Annotated in this window: 21 protein-coding genes and 3 pseudogenes; 17 read left to right on the forward strand and 7 right to left on the reverse strand. The window is 59.3% G+C overall.

From position 1 onward, the window contains the following. Position 1: 1 nt before the first annotated feature. Positions 2 to 511: pseudogene (locus NMG80_RS19785) on the reverse strand (metallophosphoesterase); the annotation flags it as partial. 146 nt (positions 512 to 657) lie between these two features. On the opposite strand from NMG80_RS19785, the gene istA reads away from it, so the two are divergent. Further along, complete coding sequence (istA, locus tag NMG80_RS19790) at positions 658 to 1398, forward strand: IS21 family transposase (protein WP_254019650.1); 741 nt, start codon at positions 658 to 660, stop codon at positions 1396 to 1398. Positions 1399 to 1415: 17 nt separating this feature from the next. Beyond that, on the forward strand, positions 1416 to 1619 hold the full coding sequence (locus tag NMG80_RS19795) for a hypothetical protein (protein ID WP_254019651.1): 204 nt from the start codon (positions 1416 to 1418) through the stop codon (positions 1617 to 1619). A gap of 121 nt (positions 1620 to 1740) precedes the next feature. On the opposite strand, the gene NMG80_RS19800 is transcribed toward NMG80_RS19795, so the two are convergent. Beyond that, positions 1741 to 2367, reverse strand: a complete 627-nt coding sequence (locus NMG80_RS19800; RefSeq protein WP_254019652.1) for a hypothetical protein — start codon at positions 2365 to 2367, stop codon at positions 1741 to 1743. 73 nt (positions 2368 to 2440) lie between these two features. On the opposite strand from NMG80_RS19800, the gene NMG80_RS19805 reads away from it, so the two are divergent. The 10 genes and pseudogenes from NMG80_RS19805 to NMG80_RS19855 form a co-directional block, all read left to right on the forward strand. Continuing rightward, the gene (locus NMG80_RS19805) at positions 2441 to 3148 is read left to right on the forward strand and encodes a DUF982 domain-containing protein (protein ID WP_254019653.1); all 708 of its coding nucleotides are present in this window, start codon (positions 2441 to 2443) and stop codon (positions 3146 to 3148) included. Between the two features lie 546 nt (positions 3149 to 3694). Then, a complete protein-coding gene (locus NMG80_RS19810) occupies positions 3695 to 3994 on the forward strand; it encodes a DUF1236 domain-containing protein (protein ID WP_254019654.1) in 300 nt (99 codons plus the stop codon). Between the two features lie 27 nt (positions 3995 to 4021). After that, a complete protein-coding gene (locus NMG80_RS19815; RefSeq protein ID WP_254019655.1) occupies positions 4022 to 4237 on the forward strand; it encodes a hypothetical protein in 216 nt (71 codons plus the stop codon). Positions 4238 to 4970: 733 nt separating this feature from the next. Then, a complete protein-coding gene (locus NMG80_RS19825) occupies positions 4971 to 5447 on the forward strand; it encodes a hypothetical protein (protein WP_254019656.1) in 477 nt (158 codons plus the stop codon). A 21-nt stretch (positions 5448 to 5468) separates the two neighbouring features. Continuing rightward, on the forward strand, positions 5469 to 5660 hold the full coding sequence (locus NMG80_RS19830) for a hypothetical protein (protein ID WP_254019657.1): 192 nt from the start codon (positions 5469 to 5471) through the stop codon (positions 5658 to 5660). 115 nt (positions 5661 to 5775) lie between these two features. Further along, positions 5776 to 6690: a hypothetical protein gene (locus tag NMG80_RS19835; protein ID WP_254019658.1), complete on the forward strand. Its 915-nt coding sequence runs from the start codon at positions 5776 to 5778 to the stop codon at positions 6688 to 6690. A gap of 143 nt (positions 6691 to 6833) precedes the next feature. Further along, complete coding sequence (locus tag NMG80_RS19840) at positions 6834 to 7523, forward strand: hypothetical protein (protein WP_254019659.1); 690 nt, start codon at positions 6834 to 6836, stop codon at positions 7521 to 7523. Further along, positions 7520 to 7735 (forward strand): hypothetical protein, encoded by a 216-nt coding sequence (locus tag NMG80_RS19845; protein ID WP_254019660.1) that lies wholly within the window; start codon positions 7520 to 7522, stop codon positions 7733 to 7735. The genes NMG80_RS19840 and NMG80_RS19845 overlap by 4 nt, the downstream gene beginning before the upstream one ends. A gap of 149 nt (positions 7736 to 7884) precedes the next feature. Then, the gene (locus NMG80_RS19850) at positions 7885 to 8106 is read left to right on the forward strand and encodes a hypothetical protein (protein ID WP_367185977.1); all 222 of its coding nucleotides are present in this window, start codon (positions 7885 to 7887) and stop codon (positions 8104 to 8106) included. Between the two features lie 448 nt (positions 8107 to 8554). Beyond that, positions 8555 to 8872, forward strand: a pseudogene (locus NMG80_RS19855) (damage-inducible protein); the annotation flags it as partial. A gap of 33 nt (positions 8873 to 8905) precedes the next feature. Here the strand turns inward: NMG80_RS19855 and msrA are convergent. Next, on the reverse strand, positions 8906 to 9424 hold the full coding sequence (msrA, locus tag NMG80_RS19860) for a peptide-methionine (S)-S-oxide reductase MsrA (protein WP_254019661.1): 519 nt from the start codon (positions 9422 to 9424) through the stop codon (positions 8906 to 8908). A 134-nt stretch (positions 9425 to 9558) separates the two neighbouring features. On the opposite strand from msrA, the gene NMG80_RS37060 reads away from it, so the two are divergent. The 3 genes from NMG80_RS37060 (at position 9559) to NMG80_RS19880 (ending at position 12813) form a co-directional block, all read left to right on the forward strand. Continuing rightward, complete coding sequence (locus NMG80_RS37060) at positions 9559 to 10176, forward strand: cold-shock protein (protein WP_301943374.1); 618 nt, start codon at positions 9559 to 9561, stop codon at positions 10174 to 10176. An 833-nt stretch (positions 10177 to 11009) separates the two neighbouring features. Then, positions 11010 to 11426, forward strand: coding sequence for a hypothetical protein (locus NMG80_RS19875; protein ID WP_254019662.1), 417 nt, complete (start codon positions 11010 to 11012; stop codon positions 11424 to 11426). Positions 11427 to 12591: 1165 nt separating this feature from the next. After that, complete coding sequence (locus NMG80_RS19880; protein WP_254019663.1) at positions 12592 to 12813, forward strand: hypothetical protein; 222 nt, start codon at positions 12592 to 12594, stop codon at positions 12811 to 12813. 178 nt (positions 12814 to 12991) lie between these two features. On the opposite strand, the gene NMG80_RS19885 is transcribed toward NMG80_RS19880, so the two are convergent. From NMG80_RS19885 to NMG80_RS19895, 3 genes are all read right to left on the reverse strand, one after another. Beyond that, positions 12992 to 13468 carry a hypothetical protein gene (locus NMG80_RS19885; RefSeq protein WP_254019664.1) on the reverse strand — a complete coding sequence of 159 codons (477 nt, stop codon included), beginning with the start codon at positions 13466 to 13468 and terminating at the stop codon, positions 12992 to 12994. A 7-nt stretch (positions 13469 to 13475) separates the two neighbouring features. Next, entirely contained in the window at positions 13476 to 13832 is a 357-nt protein-coding gene (locus NMG80_RS19890; RefSeq protein WP_254019665.1) for a c-type cytochrome, read from the reverse strand. A gap of 148 nt (positions 13833 to 13980) precedes the next feature. Beyond that, the gene (locus NMG80_RS19895) at positions 13981 to 14511 is read right to left on the reverse strand and encodes a hypothetical protein (RefSeq protein WP_254019666.1); all 531 of its coding nucleotides are present in this window, start codon (positions 14509 to 14511) and stop codon (positions 13981 to 13983) included. Between the two features lie 370 nt (positions 14512 to 14881). On the opposite strand from NMG80_RS19895, the gene NMG80_RS19900 reads away from it, so the two are divergent. Together NMG80_RS19900 and NMG80_RS19905 are read left to right on the forward strand one after the other, a co-directional pair. Then, positions 14882 to 16471: a bifunctional AfsR/SARP family transcriptional regulator/alpha/beta hydrolase gene (locus tag NMG80_RS19900; protein ID WP_254019667.1), complete on the forward strand. Its 1590-nt coding sequence runs from the start codon at positions 14882 to 14884 to the stop codon at positions 16469 to 16471. A gap of 193 nt (positions 16472 to 16664) precedes the next feature. Then, positions 16665 to 17492 (forward strand): alpha/beta fold hydrolase, encoded by an 828-nt coding sequence (locus NMG80_RS19905; RefSeq protein WP_254019668.1) that lies wholly within the window; start codon positions 16665 to 16667, stop codon positions 17490 to 17492. Between the two features lie 68 nt (positions 17493 to 17560). Here NMG80_RS19905 and NMG80_RS19910 read toward each other — a convergent pair. Continuing rightward, positions 17561 to 17776, reverse strand: a pseudogene (locus NMG80_RS19910) (adenylate/guanylate cyclase domain-containing protein); the annotation flags it as partial. Positions 17777 to 17898: the final 122 nt, after the last annotated feature.

The following is a 17898-nucleotide window of genomic DNA, read 5'->3' on the forward strand; positions in this document are numbered from 1 at the left end:
GCTACCCGAGGCGTTTGCTGAAGGCGTTAGTAAACTTCACCTCGCCATCGCCGCCGACCGCTTCGACGAATACCACGTCCAAATAGTCGCCCGTGACATGCACCACGGCAAAGCCGCCCATGAACGCGGCTTTCGGCTTGAAGAGATCCAATCCGCTGTGCTGATAGACCATGGCGGTTTCGTGCTGATGGCCGTGGAAAATGCCGATGACATTGTATTGCGCGAGAAGCGACTGCAGCGCCTGGCGCTCTGCATCGCTCCACCAGTACGGCGTGCCGGACCCGTCGTCGTCGAAAGTCCGCCTGACGGGATCCCATCGTTCCGTCGAGAATTGGTCCCAGCCGTAATGTTGGAACAGCACGACTGGCCTGCCATCGGCAGCGTAAGTGGCGAGGTCGTTCTTGTGCCAGGGCAGCCCGCTGATTGCGACTTTCGTGGTGTCACCCGCGAAGCGGTGCGCCTGGGCAAGATGGAGTCCGCCCCAGTCCCACGAGTAACTGTCGGTGCGGATTCCGACGTGAAGCCGGCCGCCATTCCGATCAAACACCGGCCACCATTCCGGTATGAAGCCGGCCACCATTCCAACCAAAGACCGGCCGGTTTTCGGCACTGAAGATTACCTCCTGGGTCAGCAACTTTGGCATCAATTACCTCGCGATGAACGAGGACATTTTGATGCCGGCAAAGAGAAGGCTGACCATGAGACAGTTAAGACAAATGCTTCGGCTTGCCGGAAGCGGGACCAGCTCCCGCGAGATTGCGGTCGTATTGGGGATAGCGCGCAGTACGGTGCAGGATAATCTGCGGCGTGCCGCGGCAATCGGGTTGAGTTGGCCCCTGCCAGGCGAGCTGACCGATGACGCGCTTGAGAACAAACTCTTCGCTCGCAATGGCGTCAAACAGGGCACGCGGCGACGCACGGAACCGAACTGGGCCGATCTTGCGGTCGAGCTCAAGAAGCCCGGCGTCACCTTGCTCATCCTGTGGGAGGAGTATCGAGGGTCGCATCCCGACGGATATGGCTACAGTCGCTTTTGTGAACTTCTACGGGGATTTAAGCAGCGACTGTCACCGACGATGCGCCAGGAGCATGCGGCCGGCGACAAGGTCTTCGTGGATTCTTCCGGCAAGAAGATCCCGATTGTCGATCGCAAGACCGGTGAGATCCGCGAGGCGGAGATCTTCGTGGCGGTGCTGGGTGCGTCCAGCTACACCTTTGCCGAGGCCACCTGGACGCAAACGCTCCCCGACTGGATTGGCTCCCATGTCCGGATGTTTCGTTTTTTTCACGGCGTTCCCAGACTCGTCATTCCCGACAATCTGAAGTCGGGCGTCAGTCGTGCCAGCTTCTACGATCCCGAGAATAGCGATGCGGTATATCGGATCGCCCAGCATTAGCTATTGTTGTCGGCCGGATGACGTGGCCACCGCCGCGTGAAAAGGATCTTTGGCGGTTCAGAGTTCTCGGCGCGGTCATTCCCGATCTCGACCATGTCATTGCCGAGCAACAGGAGAATCTGCCCACACCTGCAAAGCCGATCCTGCCGCTTCACCTGCGGGTGGCCATCGTCGAGCGTGCCGGACCGGAGATGCTCTCCGAATGTTGCGTGGTCACATGATGGGTGACAACAAGGTCCGATTCACTGACGCTGCCGAGAACATGATAGCCCAAGCCCGCAGGTCGAGAGTCTCGTCTCAAATGCAGTTAATTTGAGAATCAGATCACCTGGATTCTCACAATTAAATGCCAAGGCTCAACCAAATCGCCGCATTCTTACAATTAACTGCCAAGCGCATCAGCAGAAGCCGGGCCTTCAGGTCGTTCTTCGTTGGGATACGTGCAATCTTACGGCTGAGACCTGGTTGCGCGAGCACTCGGCGCAACTGGTCACCAACATTGTTGCTGATCAACAAGTTGCGATCCGTGCCGCCTTTTCTAAGGACCTTGCCCGTGGCGCCAATCCAACGAGGGCCGCATTGGAGGTAGTAGGCCGCGTCAACAGGGTGACTGGCCGCCGAGAAGGTGGGGTGATCGGGCTCACCACAGTTCAGAGCGACTATGTTGCCCGAGCCCGCGATGAACTGCTTTCCGGCGAGCCCGACCAGTTGCGGGCCTATCTGAATCGGAAGCGACGCGACAAACGTTTCGACCGCACGATCACAGCTGCGACCCGAGATGGTAAACCAATCCCTACCAACCTGGTGGCGCGGATCATTGGCCGATATTCCGACAGCCTTTTGAAGCTCCGCGTCGACACGATTGGACTGCACGAGACGTTTGCCGCGCTTGGAGCTTCGAAAGACATCGCATTTCAGCAGGCGATCGCCAAGGCTCGCATCTGGCATGAGCCCTCTGATGGTTGCCATTCAACAGGGTTCTCAGATCGCGACAATCTATGGGCCAAGCGGTCTGGGTAAGGCGCTTGCGGAGACAGGCCGGATGGCAGCAGCCATGGCCGTGCGCTTTACCCCGCTCGTGGCAGTTCTGGCTGCCGGCTACGGGGCGTACAAGCTACTTCAGCAATATTCAGCTGAGGCAGCCGTTGCTATTGATTCAGCGACCGCAGCTCTTGCGGCTCAAGCCGCGCCTCTCAGCGAAGTGAAATCCGGAATTGGCGAACTGGTGAGCCTGCAAGGGGAACATATGGCCGGAAGTTCGGGACGTGCAGTATGGTCTTGGTTCCCTCTCAAGATTGCTGGCGGTCGGGCGATGCTCCGATCAGCCCGCGCCATCCCCTCCGTGAGGCGCGGGGTTCTTCGTTCAGGGGAACCGAAACGATCAAGACTCTTCGGACGTGCCATTTCAGTCTCGATCCTATCGGACAGCGGCGCTCTCAATTCACAACGATGCAACCACTGCCTTGTCTTCGCGTTTAGCCGCCTCCAATCCTGGCGAGCGACAAAGATGCCGACGTCCATTCCGATTACAATTTACCTAAATCACAAGCCGATAGTGGTCGCGTCGATACCCGAAGCTGCGAAAGCGCTTCAGCAACCATGGCCATTCATGGACAAGCCGTCCCGACTTGAAGCAATTCGAATGATCGAGGAATGCCTGGCCGGACACTGCACCCAACAAGCCGCGTTCGCTGCCCTCAAGGCGGCCGCAAGTGAACAGGGCTTCTCAAGCAGAAGCCGCCAAGCGTAGGCCTCAGGAAATTCGACGGGGTTGCCGAAGACCTGCTGTGAGGTGATGCCATTTCGAGAATTTGAACCGCTGACGGGCCTCGTCTGGGCGGACTTGGTCAGCCGGATTGCGGACCACCCGCCAAATCGAGGAATGGCGGATGGTCCTTTATCAGGGCAGGAAGGGACTTAGCTGCGCAGATCCATTTCTTCGCTCCGTCCTATCGTCAAGTCACGGTCGGTCCTAGATAACGATCCTAGCTAACGATCATTCCAATCGCCAGGAATGTGATCGAAACTGCGAAGACCGGAGCGAGTAACCAGCGGGCTTGGTGGACACTATTTTCCATGGGCTCCTTCCCGTGAACTTGCAGGGATCAACGACTATGCGCAGCGGCGGTTCCGGGTGGCGCGGTGTCCGGGCTATTACGCGAAAGCAGGCGAGACTAGGTCCTGTCGCGCATCAGACCAAAGTCCCTCAAGGGGAACAAATGCAGCTGCCTGAGGTTAGATACCTGGCGCTAAGGCGATCCCGTTCAGCGCATCAGCCCTCACGAAGGAGACAGCTATGAGAATGCATCTTTCCACTGCAGCCGCGGGATTTCTGCTGCTGGCAGGCATCGGTGCCGCTGCCGCCCAGGACGTCATCATCGAGCCTGAACAGGAGACGGTCATCAGGGAATACGTGAAAAAGCAGCCGCTCGCATCGGTGAACCTCCCTGGAGTGGAGCTCAATATCGGCTCAACCTTGCCCGAGACGGTCGAACTCCATGAAGTCCCCGACACCAAATACCGCACCGTTGTCGTCGACAACCGGACCGTTGTCGTTGACCCGGGCACACGCAAGATCATTAAGATCATCGAATGACGTAAGCGACTGGGAGGACAGCCCGCCGTGCCGAAAGGTGCGGCGGGCTTTTTTATTTTTGGAAAAAGCCGCGATGGCGAGGCCTGCCGTAGCAATCAATGTGCTGAAGCTTGTCATGTCATTATGTCGAGAACGGGATCGTATGCCCTTGAGACGAGCGGGGACGACCATCTGCTTTCGACTGCGATTATCGGCGGCATGGACAAGCTCGTTGACGAGAACGGGCCGAGACGGAAGGACTGAGGCTATGGAACCCTGAACAGGCGCATGTTGTTGATGGTCATTGCCGGCCCCTATCCGGGCCCGCAAAATCCAAACAGAAGGAGTAACGAGTGTTGGCCAGTCAACGAGGAAGGCGCGTCCGCGCTGAGATTGCTCTTGCCCAGAACCTGATGCTCGCGCCCTGGGTTGTGGGGTTGCGGTTGCCGATCCTGGTTGCCGAGGCAACCGGTTCGCTGGTTTCAGGTCGGCCGGAAACCGTCAAGGCGGTGAGCGAAAAAGTTTCCGCCCTTGCGCAGGGGATTCTTGCGGCTCAGGTGGCTTGGACGCGGGGCGCATTGACATTGCCGCTCGCCATAGCCGACGCGTCATCGCCGCTGGCCGATATCGGGCGATCAATGGCCCTTGCTGCTCTGGAGCCTGCGGGGCGGCAGGTTCGCCTAAATCACCGCCGGCTTTCCAGGCGCCGCAAACGGTGAAGCCGCAAGAGGCGAAAACACCCGCAGCAATCGATGAATGTGCGATGGCAGTGTAAAACTTGACGGAATTTCAATGAAACCTCTTCCGGGGCGGCGGCGCAGAAAATGATTTCTACCACCGTATACCCGGGCGGTCGCAATCACCTGACAGACGCCAAAAGAACGCGCCGTCGGCGGATTGCCACTTCAGTCGGGATACCTCTCCTAGCCGTTAATGGAGGCGTCGGGAACTGAGCTTCGGTTCGGCGGTTAAAAGAGGGAGAGTTACGGAGGTTAAGGTGAGCGGCTTGCTGAAGACTGGACTTTCGACAGGCGTGACCGGCACGGTCGCAAGTGTTGTGACGGCGGCGTTCCTCGTCCTTCTGGCCAAAGCCGAAGGAAAGTCCGCGCTGCAGCCGACCAACGCCACCAGCCACTGGCTCCACGGCGACAAGGCTGGTGCGGTTAGGAAGGCCGACCTCGCGCACACGGCGGTCGGCTTCGGCACCCATCATGCTTCGGCCATATTCTGGGCCGCTCCTTTCGAGGCTTGGCTCGCCAGAAACCCTCCGCGGTCGCCGCTACTGATGCTGCGCGATGCCTCCGCGGTAGCCGCGATCGCTGCGGCCGTGGACTATCTCGTTGTGCCGAAGCGGCTGACGCCGGGCTGGGAGACAGTGCTTTCTAAGCGCTCCATCGCAGCTGCGTATGTAGCGCTCGCTCTGGGTTTGGCTGCCGGCGGACTGGTCGCGCAGGAGATGCGAAAGGCGAGGTAAGGCCATAGCGCAGGGCATTTCGTGGCCACGCTCGACGCTGGTGTAAGTCATCCAGCCAGACCAGTCGAAGAACATCTCCAGGTCGATATCCACCACAATGCGATTCGAACTGCGTTTGATTATCAATTTGGACGCACCAAAAAGGCGTCGCCGGTGAATTGCGGCGTGATTTTTCTGTGGCTGGTGAATGGCAATTTGGATCGGCTCGCCTGATGTGCCGATTTTCTCCGATGTCAGGGCACATGAGTTGACGCCGCGCCAATTGCCTCGGACCAGACCCTCGCGGACTGATACTGGCGACCGAGAGAACCGTTGCCCAAGCAAAGCGTTGTTCAACGAAGCGATCGCCGGTGACGGCGCAATGGTGATGAAGAACGGCAACAAGGACGACACGAGCGGCGACCTGCATCCGGGCGCGACGGCGTCCTTTCCGTATGACCGCATGACCGTCGAGCGGTTCCGAACGGCCTTTCCGAAGGCGCGCTGGAGTGATGACCTGAAGGCTTGGTTTGTCCCCGGAAAGACCGCGGCCAAGCGCTTTGATCGGTGGCTTGCGCAAGAGTCGCCTCAGGCGGACATATATGCAGACCGAAAAGGGCGAGATGCCTACGCCTTTGATCCGATCGTCTCGAAGTATTTGCGGCTTCGTGAAGATCGGATGGAGGTGGTCACTCCCTACTCCCGAACGATCATCGAGCGGATGCGCGAGGTTCCCTTTGCGTCCTGGGATGTCGACCGTCGCGTCTGGACGGTGCCGTACCGGTCCTATGAGCAATTGCGCCGGCTGTGGAGCCAGATCGAAGAGGCGGCGAAGCGCAACGAGCCCGAAGAGCGCAAGAAGCGCCGCATCGAGAACCGAGGGTCCGACAAAGAGCGGGCCGCTCGAGCCCGCGCCGCAGAACGTCGCCGGCGGCGCTACCCGCTCGACCCCGAGAACCTGCCGCCTTTCGGTCGGCCTGTCATGACTTCTGAGTATGGAATTGTGGTCTTCGTGGACTGCGACGGCGAGCCGGTCAATCCAGCAACCCTGCGCAGCTCCTACAGCGACGTTCCGGTCGCAAGCGACTATGTCTGGGGGCGTTGGCGCCCGCCTACGCTGGACGAGCTCGTCAAAACCTGGCCGTTGAGACCCGGAGCGGCGATCGAGCGCCGGATCTGGTGGCAACCGACGCTGGACGAACTGCGGGTGGCAAGAAAGGCGGCCGCCTGCCGCGAGCGGAAACGGGCAAGCTCTGCCGACTAGCTGCGTCAGATGTTGCATCTTCCGGACGAGATGCTGGACCTCGTGGCGTTACCGTCATTGGGCGATATGCCTGTTTGTCGGGGTTGCTCTAGTTGACAAAATTGCTTTCGACACCATATCCTTCTTACCAGGAGACAGAACGCATGGCAGACAAAGCGCAAGCCAAGGCACCGGCCGTCACCGCGAAGCCGCGGGGCACGGGCGTGCTGACAATGTTCACGATGAAGGGCGACCCGATCAAGGCGCTGACCGGGTTCAAGCTGCCGGCCGGCGCACATGTGGCGATCGTATCCGAAAAACCGGAGTCTGTCAGTGCGATCAGGAAGTCGGTGCGCGGTCGCGTGGCTCGCGTGACCGAGGTCATCGAACGAGCCCCGCGTCTCACCCGGGTGGAGCGCAAGCCATTAGTGGACAACTCTGCATTCGAGCCCGATGCGCGCAGCCGCGCGATGCTTGAAGGTGTCCGTATTGCACAGCAGGATCTGCGCGACGCCGGCGGCGCATATGACCTCGAAGAGGTCCGTACCCTGATGCGCGGCGTCTCCCGGCAGGCCATCGACAAGCGCGTGCAGGACGGTTCCTTGCTCGCCGTTCCCGGCCCGAGCAACCGTCGCAGTTATCCGACGCTTCAGTTCAACCGGGACGGCACGGTCGTGCCCGGTCTGAAGGCCGTTCGTGAGGCTCTGCAAACCCGCAATTCCTGGACGGTGCTCAACTTCCTTTCCCAGCCGGATGTCAGGCTGGGCAATCGCAAGCCCATCGAGCTGCTCAGATCCCGCCAACTTGATCTCGTGCTTGAAGCCGCGAGGCGGCACGGTGAGCAGGGGGCGTGAGCGGGCCACTTCCTCCCGCAGACCTGGACAGGCGACTGCCCGAGCTGGTGAAGCTACTGGCAGGGAAGGAGGTTCACCGCTTCTACACGGCCAAATGGGAGCCGATCTTCTTCGACAGGTCGACCGAAGGGCGGTTCAACGCCCCCGACGCCTCCTATGGCGTTCTCTACGCGGCTAAGGAGACCAATGGGGCGTCGCCGAGACGTTCCTGAGAACGCCTGGGCGCACCCTCATCGATGCAGATTTACTCAAGCGGAAGGCGTATGTCCGCCTGCTCATCGGCCGAGATTTGAAGTTGATCCGGCTTGCCGGACCCGGTCTTGCCCGAGTGGGGGCAACCGCCGAGGTGGCACACGGGGGGTTGCCTTACGATGTCCCGCAGGCGTGGTCGATCGCGCTGGCCCGTCACCCTATTAGCGCTGATGGCATCGCCTACCATGCCCGGCATGATGATGCTGAACTCTTCTATGCACTGTTCGACCGATCGGCGGATGCTGTCGCAGAGTCGGCACGCGAGGTCGATCTCGATCAAGATTGGTTCTGGCGGATCGCCGAGCGCTATGGGGTCAGCCTGGCTCCATAGGGCCAGCTGCTCCTGTGGCACGGGCAGGAGTGTGATTGTAGACGTCTCTTGGTCGTCGCAGACAAGGGGCATTGATAGAGATGAAGCTCTCGGAGGCCTATCCACTTACTCACGCGGCGTACCCCGACAAAGCGCGCCGTCGCCCCTGATCGGGTGTGACGCCAGCCCTGTCGAACACCCGCCTGGGCGGCAAACAGACCGCGGATGATGTCCTCCGGCTGGGCTCCCGCGACATGAATCATGATGGTCATCTATCCGTCTCCATCGGCCCTTTCGACGGCCGCAGCGCGGTCTTCCTTCCCATGCGTTCTCCTCTCTCCTTCGGAGTCCGGTTGACTCTCTGTCAGGGAGAGAACAAACATAGAACCAGAGGCTTTCCGCGTTTCAAGGGTCGAATGAGTGTATCGGCGCCCCCTGCTGCCATTTCCGAGCTTCGAGAACGCATCGCGCGCCTCTGCAACTCGCCGCAGAAAGCTCCGGCGCCATCGGCATCGCTATTCGCCGCTGGCGCCGTCAGATGGAGCCACCGATTTCGGGCAACCGACAGCCGCAGAGACACGCTGGCGGATATCGGTCCTGCCGTCGACGCCATTGCCTGCTCAGGGGATTGGACGGGGCGCGCTGGCACGTTGAGCTGATCCGATGCCGGGCCGGAGAGAGTGCAGATTTTACAGTGGAGGCTTGCGATGCCAAGGGTCGTATCGCTCTTCCTTCCGATGTGGCCGACGGACCGCTTCAGAAGGAAATCGGGGGACGCCGCGCCTCCGCTGGCCGAGAAGGAGTTGTAAAGTGCGGCGGGCTACCCCGCGCGGCGAATTTCCCCTCGCTTCGGAAGCTTCCAGTTCGGTCGCGGGAAATGACAGGTGTAGCCGTCGGGATAGCGCTCGAGATAATCCTGGTGCTCCGGCTCGGCCTCCCAGAAATCGCTGACCGGCACCACCTCGGTCACGACCTTACCGGGCCAAAGCCCGGATGCTTCGACATCGGCGATGGTGTCTTCCGCAACGCGCTTTTGCTTGTCGTCTGTATAGAAGATCGCCGAGCGGTAGCTCGCGCCGACATCGTTGCCCTGGCGGTTGCGCGTCGTTGGATCATGGATCTGGAAGAAGAATTCCAGCAGATCGCGATAGCTGATCGTGTCTGGATCGAACACGATCTCGATCGCCTCGGCGTGGCTGCCATGATTGCGATAAGTAGCGTTAGGCACCTCACCGCCGGTGTAGCCGACGCGGGTGGAAATCACACCGGGGTAGCGGCGGATCAGATCCTGCATACCCCAGAAGCAGCCGCCTGCAAGAACAGCGCGTTCGGTCGTCATGGTCTCTGACCTCCTGAATTTGGGTTCATCGCCAATATAGGCATTGTTGGCATCTTTTTTCAGCCGCAGGCTATTTGACACAAACGCGTCGCCCGATAGAGATTATCCTGAACAGCTAGCGCAGTGCACGCGCCATGTCAGTCGAGACGATCATGGGCAAGTATAGAGACCAACGCGAGCCACGTAGGCGTCGGTATGACGATGACTCGGTTTCCTTTTCGGAACGGGCTTCCGAACCAAGCTACTTTCAGCGGCCCGCGATTGGGACCGCAGACCCTGCCGACGCCGAGATATTGTGGTTCAATGCCAGCAAGGGTTTTGGCTTCGTCAAACTGTCGGACGGCACGGAGGCTAATCTGCACATCCGAGTGTTAGAGGCTGCCGGAAACCGCGCTGTTTCCGAGGGGACACGTCTCAGGGTCGCGGTTGAAGAAAGTCCAAGAGGTCATCAGGTCGTGCAAGTGCTGGAGATCAGCGATCAGATCGCGAAAACGCCGGCAGATACGCGCCGCGCTGGAAAGTCCACCGCTGATACGGGTGCGCAGCTGAAGAGCCAGGGCACGGTCAAATGGTACAATCCCGAAAAAGGCTTCGGCTTCATTGCACCTGATAACGGTGAGAAGGACGTCTTCGTCCATGTCACCGCGCTAACCCGCTCAGGGCTCAGCGTGCTGATGGAAGGACAGAAGGTGTTTGTCGAATGCGGGCAGGGCAAGAAAGGCCTGGAAGTCCGGAGCATTCGCCTCGCCTAGAAGCCAATACGTTGGCCCAGGGCCAAATTGCCGCTCATACAAGGAAAAAGCCCACTGCCGGGAGGAGGTGGCAGTGGGCTCGATTTGAAATGCAGCGCGGGAAGGAGGTGCACCGCATTCAGCGACGGCATCGCATCTGGGAGGAGTAGATGGCCGACAACAGGATCATATCGATCGCCGCAGATATTGCAATGCACAAATTTCATATCGCAGGTGCGAAAGCGTTACCTGAGTGTAAGCATCGACATTGTCTCGAAAGATCCACCCACCAAATCGTTGCAATAGCTGGCGGCTTTAGACATTAATGGTGCTGGTCATTTTGGCCCTCCTTTGCGTTGTTGCAAGGAGGGCAGAATACTATGCTGGGCGAGCGAGGCCGTTCTTATCGAAAGTCCCGTGGCTTAGGCAGCTTAATCGGCATAGTCGCCGGCTCGGGATAAGATCCCTACGAGCATATCGACAGCATCAAGGTGAAGACCGGCGATTTCCGATAGAAGCTGCAGCGGATATACCGTCATCATGTGGTAGTCTGGCCCGCATGACGACGCTTTATCTCAATTGGCGCGGAAGACGGTGAATCCCACAAAGCCGAATAAAACGCATCCGCCGAAATGGATCGAGCCTCAGCTGACGCGCCTGGTCGCCGGCGGCAATGCGCCTCAAGTCGGTCAGTAGTCGCTCTGCTGTCGTTGCCCAAAAGCTGCTACTGTCGGAAACTATGGCGCGCTTGGGCTGGCACTGGATCCTGCAACCGCCACCATCTTCGCTTTTGCGGCGGTGCGCGATGACGCTCGTCCCCCAATCCTCGCAAAGAAACGCGATCGATGCGGCCCTTGACCGTCTGGGAGCAGAGGCAGCCGCGGCCGAGCATCTGCTCGGCCACAACATCATTCGACATGACTTGCCTCATCTGGTCCCATTGCGGCCTGGATTGGCGAATATTTTTCGATCGCTACGCCGTCGGCCCCTATGAGAGCGAGCGAGAGGCCATCGAAATCCTGCAAGGTTGTGACGGCGAGCCGGACCTTTGCCGCGGGTTGGTAGGAGGGATCGCATTAGGGAACCAGCCTCGGCAAGAACACGTTTCTGTCGTCGAACTTAACAAAAGGATTCGCGCGATGTTGAAAGACTTATCTCGCGAGGAAGAGAAACGCGGAACCGGAAGGGTCCTCATGTGGGGCGCCGTGATCGCCGCTTTGCTTTTTGTTGCGCTGATGGCCGTGTTCGTCTTCGGGCCGTTCTGGTCTTAGCCACCATGGACGAATGAAGCCCGCGCCCCACGGGGGGTAAGGACAGGCATCGCGAAACGGATGTGGAGAGAACGCCGCAATGCAGCAACCGGACAACAACCCGCCGCACATCGTGCCGATGCGGAGGTGCGCATGAGCGCGGCCTACTGAAGCCGCGCGAGCCGGTCGATGGGTGCGTTAGCTTCGGCCAAACTAGCCAGCGCTTGCTCGACTTTTTGAGCCGAGGCGTCAGTGCGCTTGATGTGCCGGATCATTTGTTGCCTCAGCCGCGCGAGCCTTGCGGCGCGATATACGTCGCCGTATCTCGCAGTTTCAAGGTGGAGGGTCGCGAGCCTCATGGGCGACGATTCCGATTATCTGGCAATAGAATTCGCGAATCCGCCTTTCGTTCCGATGTCCGACCTTGCCCTCGCAAAGCGCTGGCCGGAGGGCCGCGACGAAAGAGCCGCATCCCTGCCGAAAAAGAGATCGCCCGCTGATGCTGCTCAGTCGACCGCGGGGCCAACCAGACGGTAGCGGAAGTGATTGCGGATGTGGTCATTGAAGAAGCGGCCCTTGGCGAAGGCGCTCGAAATTCGGCGAAGGTCTCCGGCGGCGCGTCCTCAAACTGGTAGCATTTACCGCTGGCCATGAATCACACCGAGAGGACTTTGCGCTCCGAATCGTATTCCGTTTTGTATATCGAGGTCGACGGCATGACGTGACTACTCCAATCAGGGAGAGAGTCCATCTGAAGTTGCCCGCGCCCCAGGGAGGGGAAGGACGCGGGCAAGGCTTTTCGGCCTGTATTAAGAACTCTCTTTTCTTTCTCTAAGTCCCTATAGGGGGAGAAAGGGTAGGTTATACAATAATTTTTCCATTTCAACTCTGATTACGAAAGTTTGTACCTATAGTGCAATACTTAAATATAGGAACGAGTTGGGGTGACCCTTCGTATAACAAAACGATGCCAAGACAGAAACAAGACCCGCGCGATCCTCCGGCTATCCCACCACGACGGCCAATGTCTGGTTTGGGACGGAACAATGCGCCGTAACCGGCCCTACATGCGTGCGCCAATCGGCAACCCGGCCCGTGTCCTCCTCAATGTCGAGGACGAACGCATCCAAGTGCGGGCCTGCTGCCCTTTCAGCAACCCCCGCTGCATCAGCCGAACCACTATAAGGTGATCATCGAGACAGCATTCAAGTACGACGACGCTCCTCGCCCACTCTGGTCCGATCCGCGCAACACCAGCCCGTTCTACGACCGAGAGCTGGAAGAGATCGAGGAGAACGTCAAGCTCCTGATCGCCAACGAGATCACGGAAGAGGATCTAGGCATCTTCCCGCCCCAAATCCGGGACGAGATCCTACGCCGCGCCACAGTGCGTAAGGTTGAGCGCTAACGCGCCTCATCACTGCGAACGTTCGACCGCAAATGTTGGCGCGTCATCTCCCTCGCCGGCTTGGAGAAATTCGACGACGGCAAAGTGAAGTCGCTCGGCCACGATCCTTTTCTTGGCCAGCTAAATCGTGCCGCTGTCGGAGTCCGAGTTTCTGGTTGTTCAGGCGTGCCTGTCAAATTTACCAGTTCGGAGTGCCATCAAGCCAGTATGCGCGAAAACAGCCGAATTGGGATGGGAGATCAAACCGCCTTTGGACGTCAAATCCCAACTCAGAAAGAGTCCACAGCGAGTTGTCCTCTGTCGTATTCGGAACGATGGTATAGCCTTCCTCGACAATCGTCAGTCTCGTTTCCTCGAAGTGCCTTTTGAAGCCGTTCTCAATTTGGCTTTGCGAATACCGCCGTCCTTGCATGCATTGTTGCCTCAGAATGTCGGAATACAGCCGGGCACTGGCCGTTCTCAGAGCTTCTTCGGTGATCGGCTTGTAGGGTAGGCTGTCTTCGGGCCAATATTGTCCTGCCGACGCTACCAGCATCGCGGCCATCGGGCCTGCTAAAAACCTCTCCACTTTGGTCCCTCTCCGACCGAGATTGGCCGATTGCCCGCGTTGTCCGCCAGAGGCGCGGGTTTCGCGTAAATGCGCTTTGCGCTGCAACTCTGAGTCAATTGTCGGGCGACCGAAACGTCTCGTGGCAGCCGTTGCAGATCTTCCTGGTCTGTTCGAAAGAAGCCGCGAGCGCGGCTCTATCACCAAGGGGCGCTGTCGCAGCAAAAGTCTCGGTGGCGTTGTGCAGCTTCTGCATTGCCTCTTGGAATGCCTCGGGCTTTTCCCAAATTGCCGGCAAGGCCTTGCTGTGGTGATCGATGCTGCCGGGCGGGAATAGGGTTGTGGTTCGGTGGCAATTTTCGTGGAGCGCATCGGCGTGCTGAACTACGGCCGCCGTATCGAACGGCGCCTTTCCCACGAGCATTTCTCCGATGGCCTTCAGCTCACGGCCCATGTTCTTCATCGCTGTCATTGGCGATGATACCCGTCGCCTCTATGTGCGCCAGCGCAGCACCCGCAATAAGCACGGCTGCTGACGTCATGGCCGCGAGCTTGAACAATCAAAACCTCCCGTCCACGATGGTGATCTGCCGCTGCGCTAGCGGCAGGTCTTACTTGGACTACTTCACCGGAATCATCAGGTGCGCGTAGGGCGTGTCGGGGAACATGACATATGGCTGTGTCGGATTCGGCTCGTGGGGATACAAGGCCATCATGTCCGGTGCGTTCATGACCATCACGTGGGGACCGTCATGCACCCATTCGGCCCCTTCCGGCGGCTTGGTTGCAAAGGGGTCGGTATTGCTGGCCGCATCGCCTCCCTTTAGCATATAGGCGAAGGCAACCTTTCCTGCTGGCGGCTCCTTCTTGGACATGATCGCGTGCATCCACGCCATCCCGTTCTCATCCGTGCACATTGGGTCGTCGGTGGGAGTGCCTGGGTCGTCCGGGATGCAAGTGAAACCGTTGGTGCCCTTCCTCAACGTCTTCATCTCCCAATTCACGACGGCAGCGTTTTTGCCGACAGCCTCCGGTGCTGCCGAAATCGCATTCTCAATCAGCTGCTCATCGCTCATATCGGCCGCAGGCGTGGCGGATGCCCAAGCAACGGCAATAGCTGCCAAAAACACACGGCTTGAATGAATGCGCATTGCTTCCTCCTTCCCGAGCGTCAGGTTTGCTGGCGCGTCGCAACTGTCAGCTCCTACTCTTTGAAGTTGGTCGCTGCCCTAGGATCTAGAACGCGCCGAAGAAGACATTACTCCTAATCGTTCATGCGTGAAACCTAATATAAGTCCAGCGGATTGAAATCGCGGTCTTACGAGTCCCGTTTCATGCGTGTGAAGTTCGACGATTCTGGAACGACGCCTTGCAGGCCTCGGGCTCGTCATACCGGGGTTCTCTGGGACAGGGTCTGGCACAGCCGCTAACCCGGCCCGGAAGCCTCCGCAGCAGGCCGATTTGATCGCGGTCACTTTACTGCTAGGCTGCCGATGAACGCGACTACTGATCCGGAGCGTTATGGTCGGCCAGTTACAGATCGAGGTTCTGGGGGAACTCAACGTCAGGCGGGACGGGCAGCTTCTGCCGTTGCCCCAATCGAAGAAGACGCGCGCCCTTCTCGGCTATTTGGCCGTCGTCGGAAGGCCCCAACGGCGCGAGCATCTTTGCAAGTTGTTCTGGGAGGTTCCAGACGACCCGCGGGCCTCCCTACGATGGAGCCTCTATAAAATCAGACAGATCACAAACACGCACGATGTGGATCGGCTGACTGCTGACCACCATTCTGTTCTCCTCATCCCCCAAGCGATCGACCTGGATTTCACGAACGTTGCGTCCCTTCGCCCCGGTGATCTGGACACCCTGGATGTGGAGGTACTGGAGTCGCTCGCGGCAGCATTTCGCGGCGAATTTCTTGAAGGCCTTCGGCTGCCGCGGTGCCCGACATTCGAGGCATGGCGGCTGTACCATCGGGATTTGGTGCTTCGCTCGCGGATCGAGATCCTGCGCCGATTGGTTAGCAGACTCTGGGAATACCCTGAGCGCGCACGCTTTTACGCCCACGCTATCGAGAGCCTGAGAGGGGACGCAGCCAGCATCGATTTAAGATCGGAGGCACCCGATGCGTCGGTTTCCGGAAGCAGCCGGGATGTGGCTCGCGGGAACGCGTCAGCGACGGCAAATCGTGCCGGGCAGCCGGGATCCGAGCTAGCAGACGCAAGCGCGGAGCCGAAAGCCGGTCCGACTGTCGGAACCCCGCAGGCGCGATCACAGGCGATCCGTTTTTGCCGAGCTTCTGACCGGGTGCGCGTGGCCTATGCGTTGTGCGGCCGAGGGCCGGCGATCGTGCGCGCCGCCCATTGGATGTCGCATCTGCAGTACGATTGGGAGAGTCCGGTCTGGCGACACTGGATCGATGCACTTTCCGAAGAAATGATGCTCATCCGCTATGATGAACGCGGCAATGGCCTGTCAGATTGGGACGTTGCGGATTTCTCGTTCGCAGCAATGGTCACCGACCTGGAGAGCGTCGTTGATGCGGCCGGGCTTGAGCGGTTCACACTCCTGGGCGTCTCGCAAAGCTGTGCCGTCTCGGTGGCCTATGCTGTACGCCATCCGGAGCGGCTCTCGGGTCTCATTCTCTATGGCGGTTTCGTGCAGGGCTGGCGAAAGCGTAGTCCTCATGACGTCGCCACGCACGAAGCCATGACGACCCTGATCCGGGAAGGATGGGGCAATAGCAACCCGGTGTTTCGGCATCTCTTCACGACGATGTTCATACCGGGCGCGAGCCAGGAGCAGATGGGCTGGTTCGATGAGCTTCAACGTATTACTGTCTCGCCCGACAATGCGTGCCGCCTGCATGAGGCCTTCGGCGAAATGGATGTCTCCGATCTGCTTTCCCAAGTGGCGGTGCCCACCCTTGTCCTCCATGCCCGGCGTGATGCCGCTGTTCCGTTCGGGTCTGGCCGCGAGTTCGCAACAGGCATTCCGGGTGCTCGGTTCGTTGATCTCGATAGCGCCAACCACATACTTCTGGGCAACGAACCCGCCTTTGAGACATTCATTCGCGAGGTGGGGCGCTTTGTGGCTGAAACGGTCCAGCGATAGCGCTGGCAGGTGCGCACGGCTTTGACCACCATCGCTTGAACCGTGCAGCGTTTCCACGTTGTCCGCGCATTTTAGACGGCTTTTCTTACAGTACTTCTTACGCAGCCGGCCGATCATGTCTCTGCAGCGGCCGCGATACGGTGGCCGCAGCGGATTTCTAAAACAGTAACCACACGTAGCAGGAGGCATGACCATGCAGGTGCACAATGTGACTGGCGGTGCAGGATCGCGATTGCATGTTCGCGAATGGGGCAAAGACGACGCTCCACCGATCCTGTTCATTCACGGCTGGTCGCAAAATCACCTGTGCTGGAGAAGCCAGTACGAAAGCCCGCTCGCGGATGAATTCCGCCTCGTGACGCTCGACTTGCGCGGCCATGGCATGTCGGACGCGCCGCTGCAAGCTGAGCAGTACAGCGATGGCGACAAATGGGCCGACGATGTCGCCGCGATCATCGACCAGCTTGGACTCGACAGGCCCATTATCGTCGGCTGGTCCTACGGCGGTTTCGTTACATTGGACTATGTCCGCAAGCACGGTCAGAGCAAGATCGCCGGCATCAATTTCGTCGGCGCGGCCGTGGTCTTTGGTGAGGATGCCTTCCCCTATTTCGGTCCGGCCTTCCTGGAGAACGCGCCCGCTGCGTGCGAGGCGGATCTGCCGACCAACATTGCGGCGATACGCAAGTTCCTACGCGCGTTGGTCGTCAAGCCGATTTCGGCGGACGACTTCGAAGTGGCGCTGGCCTTCAACATGGTTGTGCACCCGCAGGTGCGCAGCTTCCTGATACAGCGCGAACTCGACTTTACCCCGATCCTGGAACGCATCGAGGTTCCCGTCCTTGTCACCCATGGGCGGTCCGACACCGCCGTGCTGCCGGCCATGGCCGACTTGATCAGGGAACACTGCAAGACAGCCGAAGCCTCTTGGTATGAGGGCGTCGGCCACGCTTCGTTTCTTGAAGAGCCAGAGCGCTTCAACCGAGAACTCGCCCGGTTCGCGAAGAAAGCGAACGGCTGAGCACCATCGGAACCGCAAGCCCGCCCTGGACGGCGACTTCGACGGAAGCAAATTTTCCATGCGAACGCTTCAAGCACATATCGCACCCTCAGGTCCCTGGCGACGGAGCGGACATCGACGGACCTCCCCTTGTAAGCGAATGTGGAGTTGCGTGCGATCAACAACAGGCCAGGCACTTTCGACAAGTCAGTGATCAGGTCTTCCGCCAGACCGTCAGCGAAGTACTCCTGCTCGGGATCGCTGCTCATGTTCGTGAATGGCAGAACGGCAATCGAAGGTTTGTCGGTGATGGCCTTGGATGGAAATCACAACAGGCGGCGTGCTAGCCGAGCCGCCGCAACAGGACGGACCCTGGACCGACCGATGTAGGCGTCGAGCGCGACATCAAACCTGTCTGCGCCGCACA

The sequence above is a fragment of the Mesorhizobium escarrei genome (assembly GCF_935825525.1).
GTDB lineage: Bacteria > Pseudomonadota > Alphaproteobacteria > Rhizobiales > Rhizobiaceae > Mesorhizobium > Mesorhizobium escarrei.

Excerpts from the sequence above, each read along its gene's own strand:
- NMG80_RS19905 (WP_254019668.1), top strand. The coding sequence starts at position 16,665 with ATGCAGGTGCACAATGTGACTGGCGGTGCAGGATCGCGATTGCATGTT.
- NMG80_RS19890 (WP_254019665.1), bottom strand. The coding sequence starts at position 13,832 with ATGACAGCGATGAAGAACATGGGCCGTGAGCTGAAGGCCATCGGAGAA.
- NMG80_RS19795 (WP_254019651.1), top strand. The coding sequence starts at position 1,416 with ATGACGTGGCCACCGCCGCGTGAAAAGGATCTTTGGCGGTTCAGAGTT.
- NMG80_RS19800 (WP_254019652.1), bottom strand. The coding sequence starts at position 2,367 with ATGGCAACCATCAGAGGGCTCATGCCAGATGCGAGCCTTGGCGATCGC.
- NMG80_RS37060 (WP_301943374.1), top strand. The coding sequence starts at position 9,559 with ATGTCAGTCGAGACGATCATGGGCAAGTATAGAGACCAACGCGAGCCA.
- istA (WP_254019650.1), top strand. The coding sequence starts at position 658 with ATGAACGAGGACATTTTGATGCCGGCAAAGAGAAGGCTGACCATGAGA.
- msrA (WP_254019661.1), bottom strand. The coding sequence starts at position 9,424 with ATGACGACCGAACGCGCTGTTCTTGCAGGCGGCTGCTTCTGGGGTATG.
- NMG80_RS19805 (WP_254019653.1), top strand. The coding sequence starts at position 2,441 with ATGGCAGCAGCCATGGCCGTGCGCTTTACCCCGCTCGTGGCAGTTCTG.
- NMG80_RS19895 (WP_254019666.1), bottom strand. The coding sequence starts at position 14,511 with ATGCGCATTCATTCAAGCCGTGTGTTTTTGGCAGCTATTGCCGTTGCT.
- NMG80_RS19810 (WP_254019654.1), top strand. The coding sequence starts at position 3,695 with ATGAGAATGCATCTTTCCACTGCAGCCGCGGGATTTCTGCTGCTGGCA.
- NMG80_RS19900 (WP_254019667.1), top strand. The coding sequence starts at position 14,882 with ATGGTCGGCCAGTTACAGATCGAGGTTCTGGGGGAACTCAACGTCAGG.
- NMG80_RS19840 (WP_254019659.1), top strand. The coding sequence starts at position 6,834 with ATGGCAGACAAAGCGCAAGCCAAGGCACCGGCCGTCACCGCGAAGCCG.